General features: G+C 52.8%; 28 protein-coding genes. 19 read left to right on the forward strand and 9 right to left on the reverse strand.

Annotation, left to right across the window (positions count from 1 at the left end; translation table 11 throughout):
* Window positions 1–20: 20 nt before the first annotated feature.
* Window positions 21–1,127, reverse strand: a complete 1,107-nt coding sequence (locus tag FFR93_RS04860; RefSeq protein WP_138392247.1) for a hypothetical protein — start codon at window positions 1,125–1,127, stop codon at window positions 21–23.
* Window positions 1,128–1,355: 228 nt separating this feature from the next.
* On the opposite strand from FFR93_RS04860, the gene FFR93_RS04865 reads away from it, so the two are divergent.
* From FFR93_RS04865 to FFR93_RS04880, 4 genes are all read left to right on the forward strand, one after another.
* Complete coding sequence (locus FFR93_RS04865) at window positions 1,356–2,243, forward strand: hypothetical protein (protein WP_138392248.1); 888 nt, start codon at window positions 1,356–1,358, stop codon at window positions 2,241–2,243.
* Between the two features lie 345 nt (window positions 2,244–2,588).
* Window positions 2,589–2,831 (forward strand): hypothetical protein, encoded by a 243-nt coding sequence (locus FFR93_RS04870; RefSeq protein ID WP_138392249.1) that lies wholly within the window; start codon window positions 2,589–2,591, stop codon window positions 2,829–2,831.
* A 186-nt stretch (window positions 2,832–3,017) separates the two neighbouring features.
* A complete protein-coding gene (locus tag FFR93_RS04875; RefSeq protein WP_138392250.1) occupies window positions 3,018–4,283 on the forward strand; it encodes a PD-(D/E)XK nuclease family protein in 1,266 nt (421 codons plus the stop codon).
* A gap of 220 nt (window positions 4,284–4,503) precedes the next feature.
* Window positions 4,504–5,469, forward strand: a complete 966-nt coding sequence (locus FFR93_RS04880; RefSeq protein ID WP_138392251.1) for a hypothetical protein — start codon at window positions 4,504–4,506, stop codon at window positions 5,467–5,469.
* A 181-nt stretch (window positions 5,470–5,650) separates the two neighbouring features.
* Here FFR93_RS04880 and FFR93_RS04885 read toward each other — a convergent pair whose 3' ends face one another.
* Together FFR93_RS04885 and FFR93_RS04890 are read right to left on the reverse strand one after the other, a co-directional pair.
* Complete coding sequence (locus FFR93_RS04885) at window positions 5,651–6,742, reverse strand: hypothetical protein (RefSeq protein ID WP_138392252.1); 1,092 nt, start codon at window positions 6,740–6,742, stop codon at window positions 5,651–5,653.
* On the reverse strand, window positions 6,739–8,199 hold the full coding sequence (locus tag FFR93_RS04890; RefSeq protein WP_138392253.1) for a hypothetical protein: 1,461 nt from the start codon (window positions 8,197–8,199) through the stop codon (window positions 6,739–6,741). The genes FFR93_RS04885 and FFR93_RS04890 overlap by 4 nt, the downstream gene beginning before the upstream one ends.
* Window positions 8,200–8,803: 604 nt before the next feature.
* On the opposite strand from FFR93_RS04890, the gene FFR93_RS04895 reads away from it, so the two are divergent.
* From FFR93_RS04895 to FFR93_RS04905, 3 genes are all read left to right on the forward strand, one after another.
* Window positions 8,804–11,026: an EAL domain-containing protein gene (locus FFR93_RS04895; RefSeq protein WP_138392254.1), complete on the forward strand. Its 2,223-nt coding sequence runs from the start codon at window positions 8,804–8,806 to the stop codon at window positions 11,024–11,026.
* A gap of 113 nt (window positions 11,027–11,139) precedes the next feature.
* Window positions 11,140–11,538, forward strand: a complete 399-nt coding sequence (locus FFR93_RS04900; RefSeq protein ID WP_246661278.1) for a hypothetical protein — start codon at window positions 11,140–11,142, stop codon at window positions 11,536–11,538.
* 1 nt (window position 11,539) lies between these two features.
* Entirely contained in the window at window positions 11,540–12,040 is a 501-nt protein-coding gene (locus FFR93_RS04905) for a hypothetical protein (protein WP_138392255.1), read from the forward strand.
* 247 nt (window positions 12,041–12,287) lie between these two features.
* Here FFR93_RS04905 and FFR93_RS04910 read toward each other — a convergent pair whose 3' ends face one another.
* From FFR93_RS04910 to FFR93_RS04920, 3 genes are all read right to left on the reverse strand, one after another.
* On the reverse strand, window positions 12,288–13,169 hold the full coding sequence (locus FFR93_RS04910; RefSeq protein WP_138392256.1) for a hypothetical protein: 882 nt from the start codon (window positions 13,167–13,169) through the stop codon (window positions 12,288–12,290).
* Between the two features lie 271 nt (window positions 13,170–13,440).
* Window positions 13,441–14,193 (reverse strand): hypothetical protein, encoded by a 753-nt coding sequence (locus FFR93_RS04915; protein WP_138392257.1) that lies wholly within the window; start codon window positions 14,191–14,193, stop codon window positions 13,441–13,443.
* A 99-nt stretch (window positions 14,194–14,292) separates the two neighbouring features.
* Window positions 14,293–14,679, reverse strand: a complete 387-nt coding sequence (locus FFR93_RS04920) for a hypothetical protein (RefSeq protein WP_138392258.1) — start codon at window positions 14,677–14,679, stop codon at window positions 14,293–14,295.
* A 129-nt stretch (window positions 14,680–14,808) separates the two neighbouring features.
* Here FFR93_RS04920 and FFR93_RS04925 point away from each other — a divergent pair, with 129 nt between their 5' ends.
* The 10 genes from FFR93_RS04925 to FFR93_RS04970 all read left to right on the forward strand — a co-directional run bounded on the left by FFR93_RS04925 (window position 14,809) and on the right by FFR93_RS04970 (window position 21,865).
* Entirely contained in the window at window positions 14,809–14,988 is a 180-nt protein-coding gene (locus FFR93_RS04925) for a hypothetical protein (protein ID WP_138392259.1), read from the forward strand.
* A 176-nt stretch (window positions 14,989–15,164) separates the two neighbouring features.
* A complete protein-coding gene (locus FFR93_RS04930) occupies window positions 15,165–15,866 on the forward strand; it encodes a hypothetical protein (RefSeq protein ID WP_138392260.1) in 702 nt (233 codons plus the stop codon).
* Window positions 15,867–16,011: 145 nt separating this feature from the next.
* On the forward strand, window positions 16,012–16,683 hold the full coding sequence (locus FFR93_RS04935) for a hypothetical protein (RefSeq protein ID WP_138392261.1): 672 nt from the start codon (window positions 16,012–16,014) through the stop codon (window positions 16,681–16,683).
* 386 nt (window positions 16,684–17,069) lie between these two features.
* The gene (locus tag FFR93_RS04940) at window positions 17,070–18,053 is read left to right on the forward strand and encodes a hypothetical protein (RefSeq protein ID WP_138392262.1); all 984 of its coding nucleotides are present in this window, start codon (window positions 17,070–17,072) and stop codon (window positions 18,051–18,053) included.
* Between the two features lie 210 nt (window positions 18,054–18,263).
* Window positions 18,264–18,497: a hypothetical protein gene (locus FFR93_RS04945; RefSeq protein ID WP_138392263.1), complete on the forward strand. Its 234-nt coding sequence runs from the start codon at window positions 18,264–18,266 to the stop codon at window positions 18,495–18,497.
* Window positions 18,498–18,625: 128 nt separating this feature from the next.
* The gene (locus tag FFR93_RS04950; RefSeq protein ID WP_138392264.1) at window positions 18,626–18,883 is read left to right on the forward strand and encodes a hypothetical protein; all 258 of its coding nucleotides are present in this window, start codon (window positions 18,626–18,628) and stop codon (window positions 18,881–18,883) included.
* Window positions 18,844–19,314 carry a hypothetical protein gene (locus FFR93_RS04955; RefSeq protein ID WP_138392265.1) on the forward strand — a complete coding sequence of 157 codons (471 nt, stop codon included), beginning with the start codon at window positions 18,844–18,846 and terminating at the stop codon, window positions 19,312–19,314. The genes FFR93_RS04950 and FFR93_RS04955 overlap by 40 nt, the downstream gene beginning before the upstream one ends.
* Window positions 19,315–19,604: 290 nt before the next feature.
* Complete coding sequence (locus FFR93_RS04960) at window positions 19,605–19,880, forward strand: hypothetical protein (protein ID WP_138392266.1); 276 nt, start codon at window positions 19,605–19,607, stop codon at window positions 19,878–19,880.
* Window positions 19,881–19,993: 113 nt separating this feature from the next.
* The gene (locus tag FFR93_RS04965) at window positions 19,994–20,512 is read left to right on the forward strand and encodes a hypothetical protein (protein ID WP_138392267.1); all 519 of its coding nucleotides are present in this window, start codon (window positions 19,994–19,996) and stop codon (window positions 20,510–20,512) included.
* Between the two features lie 54 nt (window positions 20,513–20,566).
* Window positions 20,567–21,865 (forward strand): hypothetical protein, encoded by a 1,299-nt coding sequence (locus FFR93_RS04970; protein WP_138392268.1) that lies wholly within the window; start codon window positions 20,567–20,569, stop codon window positions 21,863–21,865.
* Window positions 21,866–21,896: 31 nt separating this feature from the next.
* Here FFR93_RS04970 and FFR93_RS04975 read toward each other — a convergent pair whose 3' ends face one another.
* Together FFR93_RS04975 and FFR93_RS04980 are read right to left on the reverse strand one after the other, a co-directional pair.
* Window positions 21,897–22,766: a hypothetical protein gene (locus FFR93_RS04975; protein ID WP_138392269.1), complete on the reverse strand. Its 870-nt coding sequence runs from the start codon at window positions 22,764–22,766 to the stop codon at window positions 21,897–21,899.
* Between the two features lie 115 nt (window positions 22,767–22,881).
* The gene (locus tag FFR93_RS04980) at window positions 22,882–24,843 is read right to left on the reverse strand and encodes a hypothetical protein (RefSeq protein ID WP_138392270.1); all 1,962 of its coding nucleotides are present in this window, start codon (window positions 24,841–24,843) and stop codon (window positions 22,882–22,884) included.
* A gap of 178 nt (window positions 24,844–25,021) precedes the next feature.
* Here FFR93_RS04980 and FFR93_RS04985 point away from each other — a divergent pair, with 178 nt between their 5' ends.
* Window positions 25,022–25,246, forward strand: a complete 225-nt coding sequence (locus FFR93_RS04985; protein WP_138392271.1) for a hypothetical protein — start codon at window positions 25,022–25,024, stop codon at window positions 25,244–25,246.
* A 16-nt stretch (window positions 25,247–25,262) separates the two neighbouring features.
* The gene (locus FFR93_RS04990; protein ID WP_138392272.1) at window positions 25,263–25,913 is read left to right on the forward strand and encodes a hypothetical protein; all 651 of its coding nucleotides are present in this window, start codon (window positions 25,263–25,265) and stop codon (window positions 25,911–25,913) included.
* Window positions 25,914–26,021: 108 nt separating this feature from the next.
* Here FFR93_RS04990 and FFR93_RS04995 read toward each other — a convergent pair whose 3' ends face one another.
* The gene (locus FFR93_RS04995; RefSeq protein ID WP_138392273.1) at window positions 26,022–26,270 is read right to left on the reverse strand and encodes a hypothetical protein; all 249 of its coding nucleotides are present in this window, start codon (window positions 26,268–26,270) and stop codon (window positions 26,022–26,024) included.
* Between the last annotated feature and the right edge of the window lie 76 nt (window positions 26,271–26,346).

The following is a 26,346-nucleotide window of genomic DNA, read 5'->3' on the forward strand; positions in this document are numbered from 1 at the left end:
CAAGCCCTGGACGCTGTTACTCACGTGCCTTTCTGCTTCATCTTACGGAAAAACCGGAGCATCCATTCGTCGACGCGGTCACAGGAGGAATCCGGAATGCACCGAGAGATAGGATCGAGGAAACGCAAAAGGCTATCCGGGTCATCATTCGTTCGATGCATTACTTCCAAGAAGCGATGACCAGAGCCGGTAAGGCGAACGGTTTTCTCATCGAAGGAGACTTCGATCAAACCCAAACCCCAAAACTGGCCGAACAGAAATCCTAAGTTTCGGCCTTCCATTAAGAATGACGGGTATTTGCCGGAACCCCTCCACTCGTTGCCCCTCAACCGGCTTCCCGCCGAAAATTTAGAGTTACCGTCAAATTGGTCAAAACTTGAGTAGTTTTGCGTTCCGTCGGCATCAGTAGCGTCCCGCAAGGCAAAAAGAACTTGAAGCGCTACAGGAGCATCCAAAATGGTCGACGAAGCGTTGGTCCATTTATCCCGAGCATGGGATGCTATATCTGCCTGTCGGTGCCAGAATCGAGGAGCGGAATTAAATTGATCGAAACGATGATCGAAGCACTTCTCAAGGACCGAATTACCAATCACATTGAAGTTGCACGCGTAGTTGTGCTCAAGCCGCAAAGACCCCATAGCTGCGTCAGCGATCTCACTATCCATCACATCGACGAAAACCTTTTGGCGCGGGTGGCGCATTAGTATCGGTTTCTCAGGTGCCATAGATTTCCGAATGACCATGAAACGCGATATTGCCCGTGCCAGCGTGCAATGATCTTCCGGATGTACAAACCGCAGGTCGACGATGAAGTGACTCTGGTTAAGCAACGTGTCCCGTACCACTGCCGACGAGACATTCAGCTCGCAGTCCGCATCAACGGCCTTCGCGTTGATCTCTGCAACGACATCAAATGTGACGGGCCAATGGGTCCAGGGAAGGTTTCTGGGTCTCAGATGCCTGAAATGACTGTTGAGCGGAATACTCAAGACCTGAATGTCGCGGAATTGCGAGAGATCAGAAGCTCTTGGCTTTGGCACCCCTCGGCCAGGGTATAAGACAACGACAGGCTTGATGAAGTTGTTGTGATCGGAATCTAGGTATGCGGAAACGTCGACAGATTTCATGTCTACTCCATGCGATTTTTGCAAGATGAGGCTTGGTCGAAGGACAGAGGGTCTGCCGAGGGTTTAGATAGAGAATTCCTTGGATGCCGTCAACGGCCTGCGCTCGAAGAATTCGGTTGATCCAAAGGAATTCTCCTTGCGTCCACTCGGCGATGTGTTAATTCTCTGGCGAAAACCTTTTTTAAATTGAGAGAGACGCGGCCAGGAAACCCGCGTTCAAAGGACAATATGACAACGGAACAAACCGCTTCGGGTCCCTTTCGCATTATCTTAGACGAAATCGGATATTATGATCCGGCCATAGATGACCGGTTAAAGGAAACGCTTAGGGCGCTCGACGGCATCACAAATGCTACCTATGTCGTGACTGGAGACATGGTTTTCGTCTTCGATAAGCTGGTTTCGTTGGTCAAAAAACACCTGAAAGACCATCCAGATGCTGATCCGCGCGATTTTGCATCAGACATGGTCTCGGCCGCAACTATGCCTATCGCAGAAGCCGTCAAAGACTGGCGAGTTGTCCCTCTGGGTTTCAGGGTCGAGCCCGAGCATCCTGGCTTCCGCATCTGGCATACTGAATTGCACGCCCACCTCCCACAAGATTTTGCGACGAAGGATGATGCAAATGACGCATTCGTATCTCTGCTGAAGGGCGAGAACATTCCGGGAGACGGCAACTTCGCCTACAAGGGCCAAAACCTCATCTACACGCACAGCATGGACCCGGACTTGCTGCCCGAGAAGCCGAAAGTTTTGCGCAAATGTCCGGCGGTCCAGCAAACCATTACAGCACTTGGCGGGACAGAATTCCTTAAAGGCTTTTCTCCAGTGAGCAAGGCGCGGTTTGAACGTATCCAGGCTATCGAAAAACGTTGGGTACTTGATCGCGAGCGTATGAGGTCCGATGCGCTGCATAACATCGACGAACTCTGGCTGCAGCTGGAGAATTTCTCTTGGGCAGCATGCAACGGCGTTGACGATGAAATCTCAGATTATGCAAGCGAAGACCTGGTTAAGCTTCGCAATCTTTACCCTGGTCTCAAACAGCTTTCTGATAAATCGCTGTACCATCATTTCGATGGGTTCCAGTTGACTTGCAGGTCTTTGAGCAACTAGGAGCCGAGCTTTGACAAGGGTTTCCTGTTTTACCTCCTTGGGGAATTGTCGGGATGGTACACCGGTGGACCTGTCCAAGAAGAATTTGGTGAATTTGCCGGGCACGCAATCCTGAGCGGCCTTCAAATCGAAGAAGCCCTTGAATGGGCCGAGCGCGCGGAGTCGTACAACACATCCATTCGGAAACTCGTATGGCGAACAGACTGCGCGATGCGCTTCTTGAAGGCCGAGAAAGACAGGAAGTCAGGAACAGGCTCGGAAATCATCACGATGACAGACATGTACCTGTGGAGCAGGAGCGTGGGCGTCGCACCGATTGAGTTCGTGCAATAGGAGAACATCGTTATGCCGAATACAGTTACACAGGACGTTCCCCATCCTTCGCGACGCACGCGGGTCATTCCCTGGGCCGATCCCATCAACAAGGGCCAGATGGGCTACACGTTGGTAATGGAATGGTTCCGAGAAGACGGCACTATCGAAGAGGATATGCGCTATCAAATGGGACCCGAGGAATTTGCCGCTTTTCTGGAGTCCGCAAATGATGCCGCAACAATCACTCCTGAGGATGTCGCTTCGCCAAATTAATGGTCGCTCTACGCAGTTGACAGCGTCCCCGAAATTTCCGGCAATGGTTCCGAGCGTCCGATGTTTTCGTTCGAAACGTGCAGGTACAGCCCATTGCAATAAGCAAATTATGGGCTGACATCTGCGAACCCCTTTTTTTACTTGCAACGGTTGCAATGCTTTGAAGAATGCGCCAAGTATCGCGGCATGACCGCAAAAACAGATTTCCAGCCAATTTCAGATTTCATCACGGACTTCTCGAAAATGCTGCCTCGACTTGCAGCCATGCGGGAAGGCGTCGATCTCTACGGTGCGACGACGTTCTCGCCTTTCGCGATCTTCGACCCCGATGAAAACACGCTGAGCCGCGTCATCGCCGAGCTTTTCGATCCGGCTGCTTCGCACGGTCAGGGTCTACTATTTCTGAATGCACTGCTCACGGCTATCGGCATTCCTCGCATCAACAGCTTGGATGCAGTCAAAGTTCGTCGAGAGGCGTCCACACGGACGAAGCGCAGGATCGACGTTGTCATCGAGACATCGGCTTACGTGATTGGCATCGAGAACAAGCCTTGGGCGATCCAACAAAAGGATCAGCTCAAGGACTATCGGGAGGAGTTGAGGGCCGACCTTCGTGGCCGCAAACCCATCCTCATCTTCATTTCGGATCAGGACGCTGCGACAGCCGCTGAAGACACGATCAAAGTTCCCTACTATGCCGCGACGAACGGCGAGACGACTTTTCATGCTCTCCTCAGCAAGGTGGTTGAGGACATAAAGGCGACTGCGCCAAAGGCCTTTGTCGAGGACTTCTTGCGCTACATCGAAACGACATTTGGAGGCGTATACGTGGATAGCCCGGCTGACAAACTTTATACAGATGCCGTAAACGCGGAGTACGACAGCCCCCATCGGCGTAAGGCGATAGCCTCCGTTCTTTTGGCCCAAGATACGCTGCACTACCGCATCCTTGACGAGATCGGCGACTACCTTCTTGATCAGGTCAGGAAGAACGTTAGCCCTGACTTCGAGGCGGCCAGCGACAATGCGGAAGTAGACCCGTTGATCTCGGAGTGTCTCTGGGTACGCTGGACGCCATATGGCCTAAGAAGACCGACGTGGCCGGTCAATTGCCACGTTGCCATCGAGGCATCAGCTAATCGTTATCTCGATATCATCTTCGGCGTAAAAGCTCCTGATGGAACCGCGAAGAATACCGTGGAAAAGCATTACGCCTGCCCGGCCCGAAAAATCCTTGAGAACATGGCCAAAGATATAGCAGGGGGCAAGAATTCAGTTTGGTGGACCTGGTATAAGTCATTTCCGGAAAAGAACCTGGCCCTGCAAAACTGTGCCCGGCTCATTTTGGAGTCTCCAACTGGTGACGTGAAGGACCATCCGGAAATCCAAGACCTGGCAAGCCAATTCGTCGTGCTCGCCAAGGCAGTCAACGATCTGCTGGAAGCCGATTAGGGCTCGGATCGACGGCCGGGATCATCCAGGCTCTGGCCGCTGCCAGATCGGGACCGGTGATCGGCTGGCAGGGGCTGGAGGATACTCGGTGGCAGGTACTGCAATATCTACAATCACCAGGTTTCGCCAATTTCATTAAAATGCACGGAGCACGGTCAAGGAAATCCAAAGCGATATCAAGTAATGGGAAGGTGTCGACCGCTTTTATTCAGGATTGATCATGAAATCTAAGGCATTCCCCCTCGTTTTGATCGCTACGACCATTTCGACCGCCTATGCATTCGCAACCCAACTTTCCCAGGCGGAACTTGATGCAGCTGTCGCGTCGGTTTCGAAGATCGAAGAACCAGGTATCGGTGAATGCCTGCGAAATGCAGGCACGTCAGTTGGATACGAGACCGAACAGCGCGACCTCAACAACGACAGCCGCAACGAAGTGATCGTTCGTACTGGCCCGAAGGAATTCGGGAAAGGCGGCACCGGCTGCTTTGGGATGGTTGGCCAAAACATCTATGTTGCGATTGCCAACGACAGGGGCGAGTGGACCCCGAACCTTGGCTACGACACAGCCCAACTTAAGTACCACGAGCGCGGCGCTGGCAAGTTCCCGGACATCGAGCTGCTCGGGGCTGGCTTCTGCTTCCCGATCTGGCGTTACTATCAGGGCAGCTATGGCATCTGGAAGACCTGCGACGACAACAACAACCTGATTTTCGCAGACACGGCCAAATGGGTGAATGACGGCATTCCGCGTGATGCCGATGAAGGCACCCCTGCGGCGGCGGATGCCAGCCTCGCCGCCGCTTATACCCGCGAGACCGACCTCAAAGGTCCAGAATTCTGGCATAACGACAGCCTGATGGTTGCCGACCCGAAGCGTGGCCTGATCATTTACAAGAAGCCGAAAAAGTCGATTGCCAACAGCGTGAAGCCCGGAGACGTGCTGTTCCGTGGCAGGCCGTGGGACCTGTACGAAAGTGAACCGGGCATGCAGGGCACCGCCTACATCTTCAAGAAGGGCTGTGCACCTGAACCTTATGCGGTGTCCGGGGGTCAACGCCAGTCGTGGCATACGCTGGTTCTTCGCGGGGAAGCTCCCGTTCGTGCGAAGAAGGGATGCGATATCGTTTCAAAAACCCGGCAGGGCGGCAATGCCGAACTGGTTTTCGAAAGCGCAATCGACTAGCCGTAAAAAAGCCGTTGGGAGCGCCCTGATAAGGCATCCCGACGGCTTGTAAGATGAGGTGTTGAGCTTTACTAGCCTCGCGCACCGAAAATCAGGGCGTGAAGCCGTGCTCGTGAAGTTTGAATATAAGATCGTACAGCGGAATGGCAATTCCCTCATAATTCAGTTCGACCAACCGTGTTCAGTGAAAATTCAATTTTAACTCAGGGACAGTGTCCACAGGATACTTGCTCTCCTGGAGGATCGCTATCGCTTTAGAGTAATTGATAGTGGTCTGCTGGACGGTCGTGTTGAACTGAATGTTATAGGTATCAACCCTTTGCTTCGTGTCGTCGGCAAGCTTCTGAACCATGTCCCTGAGTTCGGTATTCGAAGACGCATTTGCGATATCTGCGGGCGTGTTGTCCCCGAGAACCAAATTGACCATTTCCTTTTGCGCGGCCAATGAGAGCGCCGTTGATATCCACGAAAACAACTGTGCGGTCTTTTCGGCCTTTCGTTGCCTTTCTAACTCCACTCCCAACTTTGCTTCTATTTCTCGGCGAGCGGCATTCGTCTTATCTTGGGTATCCCTCCACGCCGCGATACGACCTTTGATAGCCTCATCTTTGATAGTTTGCTCGACACGCTTCAAGGCTGTCTCAAGCGCTCTGATTTGTTCTTTTCGTCCTTCCGTCTCAAGGAGTTTTTCGTCCGCAAACCTGAATGCTACAGAACGATCAATGGAGGCCATGGTGTAGGCCACCGCTTGCACTTGAGTTCCGTCATGCGCGAACCAGATGTAATGGCTGCGATCCAAATCGATAACGGCTCCTTGCGAAGGGCCGCCGTACCGAGCCGTGAACGGCGTGTTTCTCCTCGCGGCTGCGACCGCAAAGGGAGAAGACCCGGCACCGACCAGCCTCACTCCACCCGGAGCGACTTGAAAAAAGTCAGTTTCCCCACGAGTTACTTCAATTTCGATCAAATACAGCATACCAGCTTGCTGCGTTGACTTGAGCGTTTTCTCGATAAAATTGTCTTCCGTTTTGAATATCTCACTTAGTTGCTTGGCCACGCCGAGATCGTTTAGCCACGTTACCGCACCCTGCAGGAGGTCAACGGCGTCGGACGCCGCTTTCGCTGCCCTCGTTTGGGAAGGAGGTACAGATGCATAATCCGTAACCGCCGCTCCTGCGCGGGAGGTTGACGAGTTAGCGGCGGGCGCGAGCAATAAAAAACTCGCGGCGCAAAAGACTGCATATGATAGATTTTTCATAGGAAATTTGATCATCTGTAGTATTCCATAAGCCTAATCAGGTTGTCGCGAGCGATCTCGCATCCGATTATTGTGCGTCCCCCATAGGCAATCCTACACCGTTCCATATTAATTTCGTCGATTATCTGTGCCAGTTCACGAGCGTATTGTTCATAATTCTTTCGGTTTGCCATATTTTGCATCGTTGCCCGCCGGATATCTTCATTCCACTGAGATTCCACAGCAATCTGGCAGCCCGAGTCAGTCGGGAAATTTGCGTCGCCTGCTAGACCGAACACCTCATTAGTTTGCACAATTTCAAAAATCATGATTCCGGTTGGTTGGCCATCATAGACGGCCTCGGTTTCCCGCAATTCGAATGCAATACCACTTCTGTCCTTCGGTCCAATTCTTGCCGGTTCCACCAGCTCGCACCTTCGGGCGACCTCTATGACATCGCTTTCCACGATGCTATGCGCATTGGAATGAGCGTTGAGAACATGATCGAATGAAAATTCTCCCGCCCTAGCCCCAATTTCTCCTGGACCTGCAGTGTCCTCTTTGGCCAGGGCGACAAGGATGGTATCGCGTCTTGTGGCTGGCCCGTTAAGTTCCGTTTTGTCTCTATGGGGTTCTGCGCAAGAATTGTCATACTCTCTAGTTTCAGGCTTGTAGTCGTTGAAGCCTGTGCAGCCAAGGAGTAAGCCTTCGCTCGGGGTCATCTTAAAGGCTGCCCCAACAGGGTTCGCCAATGCCTTCTTCCACAGTTCGTCCAGCCTAGCCTTCGCCGTCAACACGTAGTTCGCTGTAGACCCGACCCTGTCGGCATCCAAGATCGCGTCGATCCAAGAGATGTAGATGGTTCGTATTGTTTCGTGGATCGCCTGACGGCTATATCCAAGAATGTTCATCAGGTTCGCCTCAATGAAACCAAGGTCGGCTGCTATCAGCGCCGTTGCGGGGTCCAGTAGGTTCATCACCGTGACCTGTTCCCGCTGTTCTTTGAGGCGAAGCAAAAGCGCGTTCATGGTAGTTATAGTCTTCGGATCGCTACGCCATTCGTATTCCGGAACGCGTGCATCCCGTATCGACAATGCTTGTCGATAGCCCACACCGACGGACATGAGCTTGATCTGCAACAGGCGTGTATTCTCCCTCTTCAGAATTTCATCGAACTGAGAGGGCAGGTCCGCCAGCAATTTGTAAATCTCGGTCAACTTGGTTTGGATGTCGTTCAGCTTATCCAATGCCACCTTCAACAGCTCGTAATTCGCGACAGACATTGCACCAACGCCGCCATCAGACTTATGGTAGTCGGATATCATTTTTGCAATCATCGACGCACCCTGGAGAGCGACGGTCACCCACGCCCTTGCTTGCGTGGCTGAAAGCAATGAAACAGCCGTTGAGGCGAGAGATATCCGCCCCACCGCTTGGATGGTCATGGTTGAAGACGATCCAAGCAAAAACATCCGTCGTGTCAAAGAAGTCATGCAACCTCACCCCAAGTTACAGTTGGACGGGATACTATCTGGAATTTTGCCTTTGTCTATCAGTCCAACAAAGTCTCACGGGGACGTTGAACAGAAAACTGAGTACGCTTAGGTGCCGAACACTGTTTGACAATCTGGGTGTAGATTGGGGACGATATGAAAGAAGCCGATCTGCAGCTTGGCAAGCGTATTATCCACCTCAGATAGGAAATAGTTGGCAAAGGCGTCTAGCGCGTCAACCTTGACCTGATTGCCGAAACATTCAATGTGTTCCTCGTGTGGCTCACCACCGCTTCCGGCACGCCATTCATCAATTCAAAGAGCATTGATGCCCGGGTCAATCAGCTGCCGCCGGAGAAATGCGACATCCCTGCATGAACATTTCATGGCGATGATCGATAATCGAGGTTCTTGAAGGCTAAAGAATGCCCCGAGAGCAAGTTTTAAAACGTCCGGTTGGGTCTAGTTGGCGGGGTACAAACGGAGGGATGACTCTTCGCACCAACTGTTAACCTTGTTTCCATGCCACGTCTTTGGCGTTCGCAACCTCTTAACGTTCGAAGGCGCTAATCGAACCACAGCCCAGAATTAAGAGCATGCAAAAATGAAACAGCCAACGCCCAGAACCTACCTTCTCCTCCAGGTCGCCATCCCAGTTTTGCTTGCAGTTGGTCTCAGCCTCGTTCTCTATGCGACCCTGAGATGGTCTTCTCATCAATCCGATCTTGTCTCCTCGGCCAGACAAAAACAGCTGGTCGAACTTATCGTGTCGCGACTGCAGGCCAGAATCGCTCATGACCAGGAAAGCTCCACGGTTTGGGATGATGCCGTAAACGCTGTCCAAGGCGAAGTGGACACGGAATGGCTAGACAACAACCTTGGCAAATGGATGCACACGTATTTTGGACATAACGGTGCCTTCGTACTCAGTCCGAAGCGGGAAGTAAAATATGCATTCCTTTCCACTGAGTCGGACAACAAGTCAGCATACGACATCATCAAGCCGTCGACTGACCCGTTGGTAAGGAAACTCCAGACAAGATTAGCGGTCGGGGACACGACCGGTGTTGACGACAAGGTTTTGAGCATCGGAGAAAGCGATTTTGCATCGATTGCTGGACGCCCGGCAATCGTCAGCATCAAGCCGATTACTTCTGATACAGGCAATCTAACCCCGGTTCCGGGCCAAGAATTTTTGCACGTAGCGGTCCAGTTCCTCGACGACGACTTCCTCAAAGAACTTGCTGAGGATTACCAATTTGATGATCTCCGGTTTTCGAAGCGCGAGACGTCGGATGACACCAGGAGTTACGCAGCACTGAGGGCCGCATCAGAACAGGTAGTGGGTTACTTTTCCTGGAAGCCGTTCCAGCCTGGCTTGGCAGTGATGCAGGCTACGACCCCAGTCTTGGCCGGAGTTGGATGTGCGTTGCTAGCGCTCATGACCCTGCTCGGAGGACTGCTCTGGAAACGATCTGCACATCTAAGAGCCAGTCAGGTGCAGTTGGCACATTTGGCCCATAATGACGTCCTTACTGGTCTGCCGAACCGCGCTACCTTCGCCAGGCGTCTGGAGGAAATGTTGGCGGCTTCGGAGAAAAATCATTCGAACGCTGTCCTCTATCTCGACCTGGATCGCTTCAAAGAGGTTAACGACACTCTCGGTCATCCCGTCGGTGATCAGTTGATAATACAGGTGGCGGCGCGGCTTCGGGAAATTGCTGGCGCAGATACCATTGTCGCGCGGCTTGGTGGGGATGAATTTACAGCAGCCATTAGCAACGTCTCTCAACAGGATGTCGAGCGACTCTGCGACCACTTTATCGCGGCGATCAGGCTACCTTTCGCAGTGGAAGGGCAGCCAATCCTGATCGGGTTGAGTATCGGCGTAGCGATGGGAAGAGGCCAGGAAATCGCGGCAACGGAATTGACGCGAAAGGCCGACATTGCGCTCTATCACGCAAAGGCGGCCGGTCGAAACCGCTTCGCGATCTTTGGGTCACATATGGACGAAATGGTGAGGTCACGACGAGACCTTGAACGCGATCTCCGGGATGCAATCGAAAGCAATGAACAGATCGAGGTGCATTATCAGCCGGTCTTCACGGCCGCCGATCACAAGATCAAGGGCGTGGAGGCATTGGTACGTTGGCGGCATCCAACAAGGGGACTGGTTCCACCGGCAATGTTCGTACCTGTAGCGGAGGAGACGCGGTTGATCGAAAGTCTCGGAGAGAGGGTGCTCAATGAAGCTTGTACGGCAGCCCTGGAATGGAAGGGGCTCGAAGTGGCCGTGAATGCCTCGGCGATAGAACTTCGCAGTGAGACCTATGCACCGAGGGTTCTCAGTATTCTCAACAAGCTCGGGTTTGACCCAAAAAAGCTTGAGATCGAAATCACCGAGACCGCTCTCGCCGACGATACCGGGAATTGCGAGCGGAACATCACCGCCTTGCGGGCCATAGGCGTCAGATTCGCCCTCGATGATTTCGGCACGGGTTTTTCATCCTTCGGACGCTTGCAACGGCTCGATGTCGACCGGATCAAGATCGACAAATGTTTCGTTGATGGCTTCGGAAAACCGGGCGGAAACGAAGATATCGTGAAAGCAATGATCGGGCTCGCACATGCCAAAGGTCTTGCGACGACTGCTGAAGGCATAGAAACGCAAGAACAGAACGATATCCTGGCTACGCTAGGATGCGATGACCTGCAGGGCTACCTTCTCTCAAAACCACTCCAAAGAAAGCAGGTCGGCGAACTGTTGCAAAAATTGGCATCGACGCAGAACGATGCATACCCCCGACTGAAAGGCTCCAAAATGTGATACCTGGCTGAACTACGTCCCGTAGGTTGAGTCATGTTGCAAAGATCACCCGAATATGCTCCACATTTGTCCGGGGATAACCCCGAAGGTTATGAGTCTTCATTTCTGATTTCATGGCATTCGAAGTCAGCGAACAAAATCTATTTGAGGAGTTAAAGAGCATGCAAAAGGCTGGGGGCATTATTGGACTTATAGCGGGTATCTTTGGCGTCATCGCAGCGGGCATTACGCTGTTATTCGGCGGCGTCGCGAAAGCCGTCGAGGCAGACGGCGCAAACACAGTCGTGGGCCTTGGTTGGGGCGGGCTCCTCTTCTCATTTATCGCTATCATTCTCGGTGCAGTCGCGATGGGTGCCAAAAGCAAGGTTCCTGGCGCATTGCTGATGCTGTCCGCACTCGGCGGCGCGATCCTTGGCGGCACTTTGGTGGCAATCTTCATGGTTCTTGCGTTTGCGGGTGGCCTGTTGGCAACCATCGGCACGAAAAAACAAGTCGCCATTGCGAGCGCCTAATGTGAAGAAACTTGGAACCATAGCGTTCTGGCTGGTAATCGGGTTGGTCGGGGTTCCTGTTTTTGGCATCCTGATCAGCCTCGTCTTATCCAGCTTCACCGATATCGGTGGGCCGAACAACCGGCCAATCGACACATCCGAAATCAAGCAAAGCGAGCCAGCCAGCACACAACCACCGGCCGAATTGGTTGCCGCACTATCCTGGACCTCTGATTACACCTCGGTCGAGAAGGACCGAATCAAGGATGGGATGCGGGGCAAGGTCGTTCAGTGGACGATGCCTGTCTGGAACGTCTCGAAGGATGGAGACGAAAACTATGTCGTCCAGACCGACAGCAGCGCAGGTGTCGGCGCTTTCTGCAGAGTTGCAAGCGACGATCCTGAGCAGTCGTTCGTCAAAGACCTGAAGGCGGGTCAGTTCGTGACGTGCAAGGGGATTGTTGACGGCTATACGCTTGGCAATGTGAATATATCGCCCGCCGTTTTGCTGGTAAGGCCCTGAGCAGAGGCCCGGCAATCAATCCAACCAACTGAAAAGGCTCCGCAACGGAGCCTTTTCAGCGTCGACCGACCTGTTGAAAACAATGGTGTCCGGCTTTGCAGCAAAGACGCGTCGCCCCTCAATAGGTCCGTCGGAAAAGGCTTTGGTTAGGCTCCGACTACAAGAACGGAGCCGCCATCGATCTTACGGATTACGGTTTCTCACTTCGCTGGGAGGGTGTCCCATTGATTGATAATGAGGGCGAGCTTTATGGGAGCCTTCGCCCGAACATCTTAAAGACGTCGTTTCCGAATTGGCTCTCGATTTCCTCCCGGTCGATCACTTTACCGTCCAGTTTCTCCACCAAGTCGGCCAAGAAGTGCCTTTCCCCATAATTCGGCCCACTCAAAAATTGTTCAACCGAGCGCTGTTTGTCAAAGACCTGCACGTCTGAAACCAGTGTCCGGCCCTGATACTTCGGGCCCGCTACACCATCGGCCAACTTAGGAGCGATCTTCCGGACCAATTTCTGATGAATAATCGCCCGCGTAAGCTCCAACCGCTTAGCCGAGATACCAAGGTTCCGAAGCAGGGAAAGATCATCGAATGCCGAATGCCCCATCGATGCGAGGACAAGCATGCCTTTTTCAGCGAGCTGATAGGCCAAATACGCACGCTCTCGGGTACTGATATACCCAAAGGAAATAACATCTCCCGGTTTCCCATATTGCAGCAACAATTCATCATTTCCAGGCTGCAGTTTACGTCCCTGTTTAGCCAGGAATAGCGCCGTGGATGTCAGTGTCGTTGAACGACCTGACCCCGTAGCACCAGTCGCGATCAGCACACCACTATTTTGTTCCGCTGCCAGTTCCCACGCAAAGCACAGCCTGATGCCCAGCTTTCTGAGAGGGACACCCCTTCCCCAAGGCTGATCGTCGAATGGCGACGGCTCAATCGCGTCAACCACAGCCGGTGTCAAGGCCTTGCCTGTTTTCTTGAGGGAATGCATGAAGGCATCGGTTTTCCAGCCAAATGCGGACGCAATCAGGTCGAGACGATCTCCATGGCGCATGGATGTGGTGTTGGTATTTGAAAGGATCGCTGCAAGTTTACGCACTGCAGCCTGCGTGACGACAATCTGTGTCATTCCGTTCTCCAAACCCAGACATCGTCGAGCTGCTTCCATCACTCGATATCCGGAAGGGAAAGGAAATCGAGGTTTCATATACCGACGTTCAGCAAACCCTTTCGAGCGGAAGCTGCCACGGTTGTCGGTGACCTAAACAAAGGATACGAGAACCGGCGGACTGGTCAAGCCTCCTTTCTTCGAATGGAGGCCAGGAGCCCAAATCCTGTCAGGCAATGGGACCTTAGGACGCCGACACTTCTTCACTTGGTCGTGACCTGTTTCCCACGCTTCAGCGGCCGGGCGTTACCTCAGTATTCGACGGTTCCAGATCGAAACTCGCTACGAGATCGGCAACCTTCTGTAGCTGGGCCCGATAATGCGCCGGATAATCGGTCACATCCGCGACAGACGAGGAAACAGCGATCCGAATGGCCTCGATCTGCTTCAGTAGAAGGGAAGCCGCGTGTTGTTCCTCCGTAGGCGATGGCGCAGAGAGGTCGATTTCCTCCATACCACGCGGATCGCCGCTAACTCGCTGGCCGGAACCCTGCTTGTATTCCCAAATGCAGCTTTCGTTCGGTTGGAACGTTGCGCCTTCCGCGATCTTTTTGACGTTGTATGATCCTTCGCGATACACACCCGCGTCCGTCCACATTGGCAAATCAAATTTAGCCCAGTTACCGACGAGCGCGGTCGGCAGGAGCACTTTCGCTGCTCTGCCGTCTTTATCGAAACCCTGGACCACGACTCCCCGGACCCAGCGATTTCTGGAATCTTCGTAGTGCAGCACATCTCCGATTTGACGAGATTGCCAGAAATCACGATTGCTGTTGCGGAGGTCATCCCACATCTTGCCGTGATTGACAGCAGCGATGATCTCTTCGCCCCCAAAGACCTTCTTTCTGCCAGCGTAATCAGGGTTATCTGCGTCGACCATGCAGTCCCACGTATTGTCACCACGAGGCGCTACCACACGCCACAAGGCATTACTGTCGGCGATAATCGAATGGAAGGTCGTTTTGCCTGGAATGATGCTCGTCATGGTGTCGTCCCGCATGTGTGCCAGGCATGACTCTAGTAGGCATCACCGCAAGCGACACGCCCACAATGATGCGATCTCCGAGAGGACCTGGTGAGACGCTTACATCCTGCTCTTATAGGCCTCGGACTCGTGATCCATATCGGATTCCACGTCACGAGCTGCTTCAATCGCCTCCTGTGGAATTTCGGCATCGCCCTGCCCAATCTCTTCGAGCACTTTTTTGAGATGTTTTATGCCATGTCGGAAGGCGATGGTTTTGAGAGACTCTCTCCAGCGGCCTAATCCGTCATCGGTCGTATGAGGCTTCCACAGGCGTTCATCGGCGAGTGCTCGGTCAAGTTTTTCCTGAGCCGTGCGTCTACCCCACTGTTCGGTACCACACTCAAGCGCCTGCTCTGGCGTGAGGTCGTAGTACGTGAAGTCGTCGACAACCGAGCTGAAGATCGCGATCAGCCCGTCAGGCTGCTTGAGCATGTAGGATGCCATTTTCATTCTCCAGGCATTAATGGACAAACCTTGATCACTTCTCCAGCAAATTTCAAGCGCTGGGCTTCGACGTTCGGAGATCACCCGATCTCCCGTTCAGCACAAAGTCTCACACGTCGGAGTAAATCAGTGCTCGCCCGCCTCACCACGAAGTCCAGCGATGTCATAGCCATCCATTCTGAGGTCGTGGCGCTCCATAACGGCGAGCAGGAGGCGTTTGGCAGAAGCCACCCCGAGTTCTTCTATTGCGCGCACGTACAGTGCGGCACCTTTGTGGGGTTCGGGCTCGCCATCATCGGCAAGGAATAACCTATCAGAGGTCAATTCCGTGTCAACATTAATGAGAAGCTATTCGCCCGCGAAATGCTCAACCACTTCAGCACATATCGACGATTTCCTTGAGTTTTCCACCACAAAATGGTTGACGAAATGAGGTTTAATGAAGTCCAATTTCAATATACGAATCCGCTCGTAAGGAGTTCACAGTGAATACCCTCAATCTTAAAATTAGCAGTGGCAAGCTGTGCGCGCTAATTGCTGCCACCTTCTTTCTCACCGTAATCATTCTAGCATTCCCGGGCATGATCCCCGCAATCCTCGCTACTGCTATCAAATATGCCGCGCCAATGCTCACGATTGGTGGAGCAGGCGTAGCTTTCATCTGCGGTCTAATGACACTGGAAAAACTCTTTCCCGGAATGATCGGAAAATTCCTCGAAAAAATCAGCGATAACTTCGCACTCGTATTCAATTGCGGCATGATCTTTGTGATGGTGGGCGGCGGCTTCGTTGCTTTTCTTGCCCTCGAATACCGGATTCTTGTGGCCAGTTTGGCTGTTATCCAGGGGGTTCCAATCGATTCCATTGGGACAATCATTCCGATCACCCCGACTACAGTTGTTGCTCTGCACATCGCTATGTTGATGGGAGCAGTATGCTTTGGTCGTCACTGCATATATGCGAATTTTGACACCGAAACCCAGTGGCTCAAGGTAACGATGTCTACCGTCGTGGCACTTGTAATGATGATCTTGGTCAGCGGATTTGTTGGAATGGCGATCCGAGAAGCCTACGTGGACCGTTCGGCTGAGAAAAGAACAGAACTCGTGGAAAGAATCAAGAAGGAGCAAGAAAATCTTGATAAACTGAAACAGGAATTATTGCTGGTGGAAACCGCAGGCAAATAATCCAAATCAAACAGTGAAGGTCCACTTGAGAAGGTTGGTGGCGACTGAATGTGCCGATGCCTTATCAAGTGGACCTCTATGAGCTACGGATTGAAATCAGAATTTCCCGCGTTAGATAACGGGCACTTGAAAAGCGAGAACATCAATGAATAGACGCGATTTCCTTGCTAGCGCCGCAGGTGCAGAACTGGCCACCGTAATGCCATTGGAGACGAACGCGAACGCCACGACTGGTGACGCCACGATTCCGGCGACCGCCAACTCGTTTTTGCCTAGTAATACGGTTTTCAAGAACCGTCTCGTGACGATCTTGGGGTCATCGAAGCCGGAAACCTGCGAAGAGTACGTAGGACGGTTCTTTAGCTCGCGGCCAGACGCCTCGATCTATCCGACTTTCTCTTTTGGTGACGCTTATTTCACCGACGTTTTAAGAGCCGCGCGGCCGGTGGACAACACTGTCTTGATCTCGTTTGTCGGGGATGCGGCAGATCGCTCCAAGCACGACGAAGACATGAAGCAGCATATGAAATCGGCACTTCGGTACGATCCGGACCTGTTTATCTTTGAACGGCTGGCGGGCACCAATCCAACGGTTTCGCCCTACGATCTTCAGGGCCTCGTTATGATGCATCGGTGTGTAGCAGGAAGCGTCAGAGCGGCAACACCAGAGGATTTGTTCACTCTCGTTTCAGATACATACGACGAGGAAATTCTGTATTTGACGAGGGGCCAGCCGAAAATTCAGGTCTTCCATGACATGGTCGACGTCACTGAGAGCTTCCTCAAGTGGTCGACCGATAGAAGTGTGACCGCCTAACTGAACCAGGCAAAGCCCAAGCCTGCCGTGACCTGACACAGCAGGCAATTCCGACGAAGCCGCGTAGCACGCTGGTAAACACCTGAATCAAGTTGGACCAGTGTCATAAGCATGGAAACAGTCGGTGAATTCGAAGCTTGTCATCGGCTACGAGTATCCGCTTCCGTCGTCTCATCCCAACCCTCGATCATCTACTGGTCTGACGAACTCGACGAACGACGTCTATCGTATGCGTTTTCGCACACATACTCCGCATATGAGTGACGGCCGTCATTGCAAGACGGCACGCCAGGTCAAAGCTGGAAACATTTACGGATGACATGCCAAAGCATTGTTGCAGGCATGCAGACGGACAAACATAGGTCGTCTGATCAAGGAAATTGAAGATGAGCGGTTTCGAAACGGATTTCATTACAGGACGGGCGATCAACAGCGAGGATCGTGCAGTCGGCATCGTCATAGTTCCAACGATGCATGGCTACCCAGACCCCGCAGAATTCCCAGCACAAGCTCCAGTGTACCCCAACGACCGTTTCGAACCACTCTCGATGCTTCTGTACGGTCGCCTGAACGACAATGGCTACTTCACCCCAGATGAGGGACAAGTCTCATTGGCTGTCTTCGAAAGCCTGGTAGGCATGCCATGGAAACAGTTTCGAAAAACCGTGCTGAACGAACACGAAGCCAAGATCACACTCGGCACAAGCAGGTTCAATCAGGAGGAAGTGGCACCGGGCCTCGCGATTATGCATGCCACGACCGCAGAGGCGCTGATCGCGATTGCAAAGACGGAATCGGACACTACTACCGACGCCAGAACTGCCGCCAAAATCACAATCGATGCCAAGAGACGGGTCGCAGCCGGAGACGATAAATACTGGACGATCTCGGAGATGGGCGCGCTGTCGGCAAAGGTCTATGTGACCATCTCAGGTGAAGAGATCACGGTACCTAAAGTCTCCAATGCGCTCATTGATCTGGAGCCTTATCTTCTCGGCCATCATGCGAAGAACGCCTTACACAGGCACCATCGAGGGGCAGAGGAAACCGACGGCAGCAAACTGGTCGCGATCTACGAAAACCTCGCTGATTTCCAGAAACTGAGCTATGGCTTGCGCATGATGCGTCGCTACCTGGAGCCATCCGCGCACGCGACAGGGGACAATCTCGTCATCGTGACGAAGTTCAACCTCAATACCGTCCAAGCTTCAATGGTTGGATTCTCGGACCGAAACGGTTTCGACGAGGAGAATGAGCGCTTTGACGACCAGCTCGAAATCATCGCTACATCCCTGCGGAACACACTGCAGACAGTCGAGGCCGAGATAGAGAGACGCGCAGCCTACAGAGCAGGCACCTTACGCCGATAATGGTGCTTATCGGAGATTGTCTCGTTTTCGCAGGCAAAATGCGTCAACTCGACATCAAAGGCGCAGTGGGATGATAATTCCTTTTTGAGCTGATCCCAGACCGTCTCTGCATGAATGCCAACGCCGAACAAGGCTCAACTGAAAACTCTCTTGCGGTTTCGCGCTTCGTCGCCCCATCATGATAACGGAAACAACACGTGGATCGACACAATGAAGGACGAAGTACGCCGCCCTAGCCCTGGTTTTATTTCCGATGCTGAAGACATACTTCACGACATCGAAGAAATCGACCGGAGGAACGAGGGCATCCTGACCCCGGCCAAAATCGCTTCCATCAAGCGATACGTCAAAAGGGGTGGGGAATTAGCTTCGCCAGAGTGGCTGGCGATAAATTTCAAGGTGTCGGTAGAAGACGTCAATCGTGTCATCGACGAGATGAAATGACCGCGTGAGCGGTAAAGTGTCAGCGCTCGAAAATTGCCGAGAATTCCTTGCTGTTGATCAGGTTCTTGTTTGAAACAGCAGTGTGGCCGCGTTATATGCATTCGAAATCAACGGAACCGAGATTTTCCATGTCCCTGATCAACGCAATTGCATTTGGCGCACGCCACGTCTTGATCTCAAAGCTCCACGAAGATGTGCTATCTGACGAGACAATTACTAATCACCTGCGCTATAAGGCAATTGAAGAGCTGAAAGCGTTTGTGCAACAGCAAATGGCAAGCATGAGCACGGCGGAGGCAGTGGCTTCTCTTGATGAAATCAAGGACTGGACCAGATGGTCCTATCAATGGAAATCTATGAAGACCTGCCCGCCGCCTTCTTTCTGAAGGAGATTGTGTCCACACAAGTCTACACAGTCTTGTCCCCGGTCATTGCCGCACTCAATAAGGACGATGCGACGCCAAGCTCCGTAAACGCAGCGGCCCTGGAGATCGAGGAGCAAAAGCTCCAGATCGGTCAACAGACGCAAACTACGCCTGCGGAACCTGAAAGTGGGCTCTGCCAAGAAGACCTGGATGCCATCGACCTGGGCGCGCTAAACGACCATGTTTATGAAATGTTTTTCGCGCAAAACAGCGTCATCAACATGGACCTCCGCTTCGACATGATCGACATGGTTTCGACCGCCGATGAAGGAAAACGCGGCGATCTCCAGAACTATGCGGCGAAGGTCGAAGAATTTCTGGCATATACGAAGGAAAATCCTGAAAAGGTTTCCAATGCTCTTTCCCTGTTAAAGGGTACAGGCGGCGCTTAATTCGCTACGCTCTATCGAAACGCAATGTTGACATTAATTGCGAATGATATAGATTCACGGCACTCGGTCCGTCCAAAAAGGCGCAAAAGGGCATCAGTGGTGGAATAGCGATGTATTCCATGTCCTAAAACGAAAAGGGTCGCACACTTTGCGGCACAAACTCTGCTGAATGGCTCACGATGGAAAAACGGGAACCGCAAGCCATCATTGATGACCACAATTGCTGCGACAGGTGCAGCAATAAGCTCCAGGGCACTTACAATCTGAAGAAAACGGAGAAGGCTTGCTGAATGGAAATCGCGAACCAACCAATCTTCCCCGACTGGCTGAAGCAACTGATCGAAAGCGACGGCCCGGATATCCATCGCAGTGTCCTGGTCTCTGTTTTGGAGTCCATCACAGCAAAAGCAAATGACGGTGCATGGGAAGAGATAGACACCGCACTGAAGAACGTGCTGGTGTCCGATCTCTCCTCCACAGCGCTCATGACCCTTCTCAGAGGGACTTTCCGCTTCCAGGTGAAACTTGAAGCCTGGAACGGCTTCCGAGACGCCGTAGCAGCGTAATTCGAACGGCGTGGGCTCAACGTGTCTCGTCTTTTGATGGGGCTGCTTCTGGCCGCAAAGACGAATTGAACATCCCTATCACCAGCCTCCAGATAGCTCAACGGAGATACCACATGTCGCTCAAGCTCCCCTCAAATCTTGTCTTTGCATGCGAGGCACTGGAGCGGTCGGTGAAGGCTGCATCCAAGAAAGACGCCGCCATTCTGGACATTCTGCTTCAGGAACTGCGCGAACTCGCGACCTCACGCGAGATGCACCTGGATTCTCGGCATGAGACCACGGCAACGAATGCTGAAATTCTGGCGAAACCCGCCAGCTACACCGCCATCAATCTTCCAAACCAGGACGATGGTTTCAACTGGTCAATCTCTGAAGATGGCAAGGGCCTGGTCTGCGGGCTGGACAACAAGCCAGTCCGCTTCATGACCAAGGGCGAGGCAGAGGCCAGCATCGAGCGCATGGCACCGGTTCCACGCCCGAAACGCATCGGCTTTGCAAAGGCGAGCGATGTCATTTCCGTCAGCCTTGGCCACAAACTCAAACCAGCAATGATGAAACAGCAGGATGAACTTCATGCGATCCCTGTCTTCGTCAAATCAGAAGACTGGAGAGCCATCCAGGCCCAAATGTAAAGTTTGCCAACTCGGGGTCTAAGCTCCCGCCAGTCCGGAAATTGGGGTCATCCCTTGCAAATCGAAACCTATTCCATCGCAGAAACCAGAGACGAAGCTGCCCGGTTACTGGAAAAGCGCTATCCACTGGATGCGCAAAGGACGCCCATCTTTCACCGTTTCAGAGGAGATGACCTCGGGCCTATGCTTGGCTTCGGCATGTCGTACTTTTTTGATGCGACACAATGGTTATGGGCACACCTGATGATCGGGCCCGATGTCATAGGCGATAAGGGCATTGTTTTGCCTTCCGGTTGGACCGTAAAACGGCTCGATCCGGGTAGGATTTGGGAGAAGCATCTGGAGTTCATGCCACCGAACGACCACGACAGGGGCTACATTCTCAAAGGCACTCTGAGCATGATCGAAAGAAAGTTGCCTGGGGCGAAGCCCAAGACAGTTGCCGATTTGTTCGCTTCCTTGAAAGGCCTAAGCGAAAAACAGCGGCTCTTCAAAGAGAATGCGGTCTCAGCAGCGTATACGCCAGAAGATTCCAGCCGATTCACCAATTTTACGCTCTACCAATTCGGTAAGGAATGGGGCGAACGTGACGACCTCGTGAACGCTCTGGCGAGCGGTAGCGGTCTGTCCTTCTGGCAATACATGCCCCAGGCCAAAGCGAGTCGCGATCCCACACGGACCCAGACCCGAGAAGACGGGGAAAGACTGCTCGCGTCGGAAACGACGGCTGCAAGCTCGGTAGATGCGAGTTCTGAAGCGTTGTATGTAATGGCCGATCTTCTTACCGAGCACGACCCTGCTGGCTATCAGGCGGCGATGGACGAACACCGTGATACGTCCTATTTTTCCCTCACCAAGGATGGGGCCGAGATGTTCGGTATCATGAGGCCAACGCTTTCAGAGCCATCCTTTGCCACAAGCGAACTACCATCTCTTCTTGCCCAGCTTTGGAAAAGAACAGCTGCGCTTGGCATAATGGATCAGGTCGATATCCTCAAAGAAGCTGCAAAACTTCTGATCGAACACGCCCATTCGCTGCCAACAAACGCGCACGCTCAATACAGTCACAACCTGTTTGCGCGTGCGTCAGAAGACGGCTTCGCGATCTTCATGGTGGAACATGAAATGACGACGTCCTACGTCATCGAGAAAGACCGCATTATCGTGGCCGATCTGGATCAAAGGACGATGGCCGTTGAACGTGTCATCATGGATTTCGCACTAAATGGCGACGCTGTCACCCTCATCCGTCCAACGGACTACCGACTGGGTGATGACCTTCAGCGACTGAGATATGGCCTGAACTCCATCATCTCGTTTCACGACATGGCGCTGGAGGCATCAAGAGGATAGTGGGTGCCAGTTCACTCAAGCCACGTCGGCTTTAGCCGAACCGCAACGCGGGTTGTCTGGAATTCTTAGCCTCATTGATAAATTCCGGATCAAGGCTCAGTTCCGTCCCCAGATAGCTGTCGAAATTGCTATAGTCCTCGAAGGGGTCGGCAATTGTGCCGTAGCCGATGATCTCGACCCCATGCGAACCATCGAAGCCGAATGGAACGATCACCCTCCCCTTGAATGCTTCGGAGCCAGCCGGGCACGTTTCAGGTGACGCACCCCTCATACAGCCGACGAACTGATCCATATGTTCACGATACAATTCGTAGCCGCCATCGAGCGATACGAGTTTTCTCACCCAATTCGGAGATGACCATCCCTTGTCGTTGCTATCTGGGTGGAAGAAATACAGGTCTCGATCCCAGACCGCTATCACCGGCTCGATCATGGCATTGAGATGGGCGGCGGCCTTTCCGATCTGATGCTCATCCATCCCGAAGCATTGAGAGATCGCGGCTACAGCGCGCTTCGCAACGTCGATAGACCAAGGGATCGTCCCAAGCTGAACGTCGTCATCGGAATTCTCATCGAATCCAAGCTCATTGGCCAAATTCCAGGTCAAAGCAAAATGAACCTCATCCTCATCCGGCACTATGACGGAAAGAGGAACGCGAAACGCATAAATTCGTGGCTCACCACCATTCTTTTCGACGGCTGATTTCGCATAGTAGCGCGCAGTGTCCCGGTCCAAAGCGACGTAGGTGCCGTCAAAAGAGCAAAGATGCTGCTCCTCTACATTCATCTGATGTGACGGCCGAAGCTCAGGTTTCAGCTGAAACCCATGCTCCTGGATCGACTTATCGAATGCGCTCGTGGTGCCGTGAAAAACGATGACGTGCGTGTCTTGGTTGGTCATATCTAACCGCGTGCCTTTGTTTCTTGGCAGATTAAGCCACGCGCCGCCTGCAAACAACAAAGGGCAGGCAAGGGTTTCCCCGTGCCTGCCCTAGCGTCATCAATCAGATAGCCGCTCAATCGAAGTCGGACGTATCCTTGCTGCTCAAAGGCCGCTTTCCAGCGTGATAGTCTTCAGCAGCCAGCATCAGGGGAGCCCACCTGAGGTATTCACGCCTGGTGCGCGGGTCATCGAAAAACTGCTTGAAGTCGCCGGGCTTATAGGCGGACACGTTCAAAAGCTCTTCCACCGGCACCGTGATTGTGCACGAAACAGGGCCCAGATACCGATCCCTCTGCCGCTTGCGCTCCCAGCGGAAGACAGCCTTCCCGGCTCTCGGCTTCCATTCTGCCATCTGGGCAACGAGACCCGGGCCTGGGTTCCCATATGGCTTGAAACGCGTGTAATGGGACAGGCGAGATGACCTGTGATCATTTTCCTGGCGCTTGTTCTCTTTTTCCGCCTCTGCTCGCTGCCAGAAGTCGTCTTGGCCCACAACAACCGACTTGTCCGTCATTCGACGGTTCAAGCGTTTCCGATACGCCTCAAAGTCAGGCTTGTCTCCGTAGGTCAGCGTCGTTGCGTCATAGATCAACTCGATGCTGGCAGCGAAGCTGTCGGGCTGATGAACCTTAACAGGATTGTGCGGGTGCAGCACCATCGACCGGTCGAACAAGCCCTGAATGATCACAGCGACACGGTTGTAATCCTTGATCCGTTTGCCGATCTCAGACAGAGCTTCATCATAGTGAACGTTCGAAGGATCGAAAGGCCCGTACTCTCGCCAGTCGGAATAGTTATCGTAAAGATAGGGCCAATCCTTCTTTTCAGGATGGAGCTTCTTCTGGACGTTCTGTTCCTCGATCTGCTTCTGGATCGCCTGCGACCGTTCACGCATGTCTTCCCAAGCCGAAAGCGGAATGATCTTGTCCACCCTTAACGAGCCGAACATCTTGACCATCATCGGCTGACTGGGGTCGAACTCGGTAGCATCAGGGATGATCTTCTCACCAAAATCAAAGGCGCAATTCACACGCCAAATTTGCTCACCATTCCGAACATAGAGGAACGTGGACTTATCAGCATCCTTAAGCATCACATTGACGAACGCCTGCATCAGGGTAGCTGTTTCGCGATCTTTGTCGTCCCGACGCACCCGAAAAGCCACCACGCAGCGGTCGAACGGCAAAATCCGCTTGAAATTCTCCTCGCGTGACAGCCATTCGTCAAATTGTTTGATGTCGCGGATATCCATGCCCCCTGCTTCATAGGCAACCAGGCACTCCTCGTCCATGTAGAATCGACGCTGCATTACCCGCAGCTTCTCATCCTTGGAGGCTGGCGCACCTTCGCGCACCTGGATCGCTTCCTCGGTAAGACCGGCATACAGTTCAAGCGTATAGAGCCGATCCTTTATGATGTCGTGAGAACCTTCCGACAGCTTCATGGCTGCTTGCATTGCCATCATCGGCGCGCCGAGCCAGCGGGCAAGCTCGACATGGGCGGCCTTCATTTCTTCGAACAAGGCTGGCAGCGTTGTTTTCTGCGCTTCGATAAGCGCAAGCTTGTAGCCAGACACATCAACCTGACTGCTCACCGCCACAAGTGCGGTGGTGCCTTCCTGCAGTTTGTCCGTGACCATCTTCGATGGTGCGACACCCAGGCGGGCGGTCAACTCTTGGATTTCGCCATTCAAGACGGCGATGCGATGTGTGTAGTGAGCCTTCTTACCGTCGATGACAGCGTTCGCATCAGGTTCGTACCGAAGCTGATCCTCAAACTCATCAAAATGTACGCGCCTGGAACTATGGCCATTCTTGGAATGCGGCGACTGGATTTCCACGTAGTTGGACCCGATGTCCATGACACAGCCAAACCACTCGTAGGTATCGCCCTTTTTGCGATTGTCGGAATCGAACCTGACCGTTTCTTTGACCCAATACCACTGCCCGATCTCGATCTTGTCAACGGCCATCCGCTCACCGCTATCAAAGCGTTCAGCGGTTTGAGAGATGTCGAGTTCGTTACGGTCAGTCATGTGCATTTCCCGATGGGCTTAACTGGTTGCAGTCAATAAAGCACGGAACTCAAATAAATGTCAACAATATTGAAGCGCGGCAAAATCTTCCAGTAAGGAATTCCTGCGAATTAAACCAGTTGACAAAGCGCGAGTTTGTAACTCCTCATATTTATCAGAATTCCTTTGGATCGAACTCATGACGGATCAAACCAAGCAGCCCGCCCGCTTTTCCTTCACCGCATTGGACCTGTGTCCAGTTGTCCTGGTCCTCTTCATTTTTGAGAATGAAATTCAAAACGCTGAATTCTGGTCGGCAACCACTCTCAAAATCGTCACCACAATGGTGGCCGCTTCGTTAGCGTTTGCCCTCGGTCGATTGACTTTCAAAACCGTCAAAAACCTTCTGATCAATCGCCAGTGACCGGAGTTCGATGCCAATGGCCCCTGAACACAACGATGATCTGCCACAACACGATCACAGGACCTACTCCATCGGACATGAGATGGAGCTTAACCGTGGCGTTGATCTGGAAGACCTGAAAAAGCTTTCGAATGCGCTCGAAGCTGCCAGCGAACTGGACGCGTCCAGACCTCTCGCACATTTTGACAAGCGATTTTCAGCGGCCGAACTCGTGACGACAAAAACAAATCTCCGCTTGATCATCTCGCATGAGCCAGTACAGGTTATGGCGAAACTCTCCCTGTTTACCCGGTTCAAGAATGCGATCTACGGCGGTCTACGGCTCAACAACATGGGCCTGACCGTGACCGCATACAGCTGCCTCCGTGAAGCTCAGGAGGTGTTTGACCTGCTGCGCCTTGTCAATGTGGACGCAAATCTAGGTAAGGCCGTTATCAGCGGCGGAACCATGACTGCGGCGGAAATCCTCAACCGTCTGGTTCCGTTTGAAAATGATGCGCCCGAATATGCAAAACGCCGCCAACGGATTCATGCACTGTGCGCGCCGATGGGGCCTGAGGTTCCACCAATCCATTTCGAAATGGACGGCGACCAGGCCACAATGGATATCGGTGGACGCAGAATCGAAGACGCGCAAAAGGAATTCATTGAGGTCGGTTCGGAATGAAGCGCTATTATCCTGATTTTGGACCCGACAATGAGGTCACGGTCATCATCTGGGCGTGACAGGCAATAAAATGCCGCGATGGGGCAACAATCGTTAGAAACGAAATTGCTAAATCACCGGCGCTTCAAAGGCGGCTGCCAGGATAAGCCTGAAATCATCCTCACTGCCGTTCACGTCCAACTCGGCCGCCTTCGCCATGGCGGCCTTTAGACCTTCGTCCGTCAATCCGCCAGACAGATATCCTTGTGCGAACAGGGCAGCAGCCGCTTCACGACTTTTGCATTCTGATGTGAGACCACACGTTTCAGCGCAGATGATGGAAGCCACCCGTGCTTGGAGCTTTTCGTTGTCGGTCATATCTCAACCCTCTGGCACAATCGCCTAGTGTTGCACCCTATGTAGCGGCTGGTCCGGGTTGTGCAAGGAATTCCTT

The sequence above is a fragment of the Rhizobium sp. MHM7A genome (assembly GCF_005862215.1).
Lineage (GTDB): Bacteria > Pseudomonadota > Alphaproteobacteria > Rhizobiales > Rhizobiaceae > Rhizobium > Rhizobium bangladeshense.

What these genes read in the sequence shown, in the direction of transcription:
- FFR93_RS04860 (WP_138392247.1), bottom strand. Translation starts at nt 1,127, where the DNA reads ATGAAATCTGTCGACGTTTCCGCATACCTAGATTCCGATCACAACAAC.
- FFR93_RS04865 (WP_138392248.1), top strand. Translation starts at nt 1,356, where the DNA reads ATGACAACGGAACAAACCGCTTCGGGTCCCTTTCGCATTATCTTAGAC.
- FFR93_RS04870 (WP_138392249.1), top strand. Translation starts at nt 2,589, where the DNA reads ATGCCGAATACAGTTACACAGGACGTTCCCCATCCTTCGCGACGCACG.
- FFR93_RS04875 (WP_138392250.1), top strand. Translation starts at nt 3,018, where the DNA reads ATGACCGCAAAAACAGATTTCCAGCCAATTTCAGATTTCATCACGGAC.
- FFR93_RS04880 (WP_138392251.1), top strand. Translation starts at nt 4,504, where the DNA reads ATGAAATCTAAGGCATTCCCCCTCGTTTTGATCGCTACGACCATTTCG.
- FFR93_RS04885 (WP_138392252.1), bottom strand. Translation starts at nt 6,742, where the DNA reads ATGATCAAATTTCCTATGAAAAATCTATCATATGCAGTCTTTTGCGCC.
- FFR93_RS04890 (WP_138392253.1), bottom strand. Translation starts at nt 8,199, where the DNA reads ATGACTTCTTTGACACGACGGATGTTTTTGCTTGGATCGTCTTCAACC.
- FFR93_RS04895 (WP_138392254.1), top strand. Translation starts at nt 8,804, where the DNA reads ATGAAACAGCCAACGCCCAGAACCTACCTTCTCCTCCAGGTCGCCATC.
- FFR93_RS04900 (WP_246661278.1), top strand. Translation starts at nt 11,140, where the DNA reads ATGGCATTCGAAGTCAGCGAACAAAATCTATTTGAGGAGTTAAAGAGC.
- FFR93_RS04910 (WP_138392256.1), bottom strand. Translation starts at nt 13,169, where the DNA reads ATGACACAGATTGTCGTCACGCAGGCTGCAGTGCGTAAACTTGCAGCG.
- FFR93_RS04915 (WP_138392257.1), bottom strand. Translation starts at nt 14,193, where the DNA reads ATGACGAGCATCATTCCAGGCAAAACGACCTTCCATTCGATTATCGCC.
- FFR93_RS04920 (WP_138392258.1), bottom strand. Translation starts at nt 14,679, where the DNA reads ATGGCATCCTACATGCTCAAGCAGCCTGACGGGCTGATCGCGATCTTC.
- FFR93_RS04935 (WP_138392261.1), top strand. Translation starts at nt 16,012, where the DNA reads ATGAATAGACGCGATTTCCTTGCTAGCGCCGCAGGTGCAGAACTGGCC.
- FFR93_RS04940 (WP_138392262.1), top strand. Translation starts at nt 17,070, where the DNA reads ATGAGCGGTTTCGAAACGGATTTCATTACAGGACGGGCGATCAACAGC.
- FFR93_RS04945 (WP_138392263.1), top strand. Translation starts at nt 18,264, where the DNA reads ATGAAGGACGAAGTACGCCGCCCTAGCCCTGGTTTTATTTCCGATGCT.
- FFR93_RS04950 (WP_138392264.1), top strand. Translation starts at nt 18,626, where the DNA reads ATGTCCCTGATCAACGCAATTGCATTTGGCGCACGCCACGTCTTGATC.
- FFR93_RS04955 (WP_138392265.1), top strand. Translation starts at nt 18,844, where the DNA reads ATGGAAATCTATGAAGACCTGCCCGCCGCCTTCTTTCTGAAGGAGATT.
- FFR93_RS04960 (WP_138392266.1), top strand. Translation starts at nt 19,605, where the DNA reads ATGGAAATCGCGAACCAACCAATCTTCCCCGACTGGCTGAAGCAACTG.
- FFR93_RS04965 (WP_138392267.1), top strand. Translation starts at nt 19,994, where the DNA reads ATGTCGCTCAAGCTCCCCTCAAATCTTGTCTTTGCATGCGAGGCACTG.
- FFR93_RS04975 (WP_138392269.1), bottom strand. Translation starts at nt 22,766, where the DNA reads ATGACCAACCAAGACACGCACGTCATCGTTTTTCACGGCACCACGAGC.
- FFR93_RS04980 (WP_138392270.1), bottom strand. Translation starts at nt 24,843, where the DNA reads ATGACTGACCGTAACGAACTCGACATCTCTCAAACCGCTGAACGCTTT.
- FFR93_RS04985 (WP_138392271.1), top strand. Translation starts at nt 25,022, where the DNA reads ATGACGGATCAAACCAAGCAGCCCGCCCGCTTTTCCTTCACCGCATTG.
- FFR93_RS04990 (WP_138392272.1), top strand. Translation starts at nt 25,263, where the DNA reads ATGGCCCCTGAACACAACGATGATCTGCCACAACACGATCACAGGACC.
- FFR93_RS04995 (WP_138392273.1), bottom strand. Translation starts at nt 26,270, where the DNA reads ATGACCGACAACGAAAAGCTCCAAGCACGGGTGGCTTCCATCATCTGC.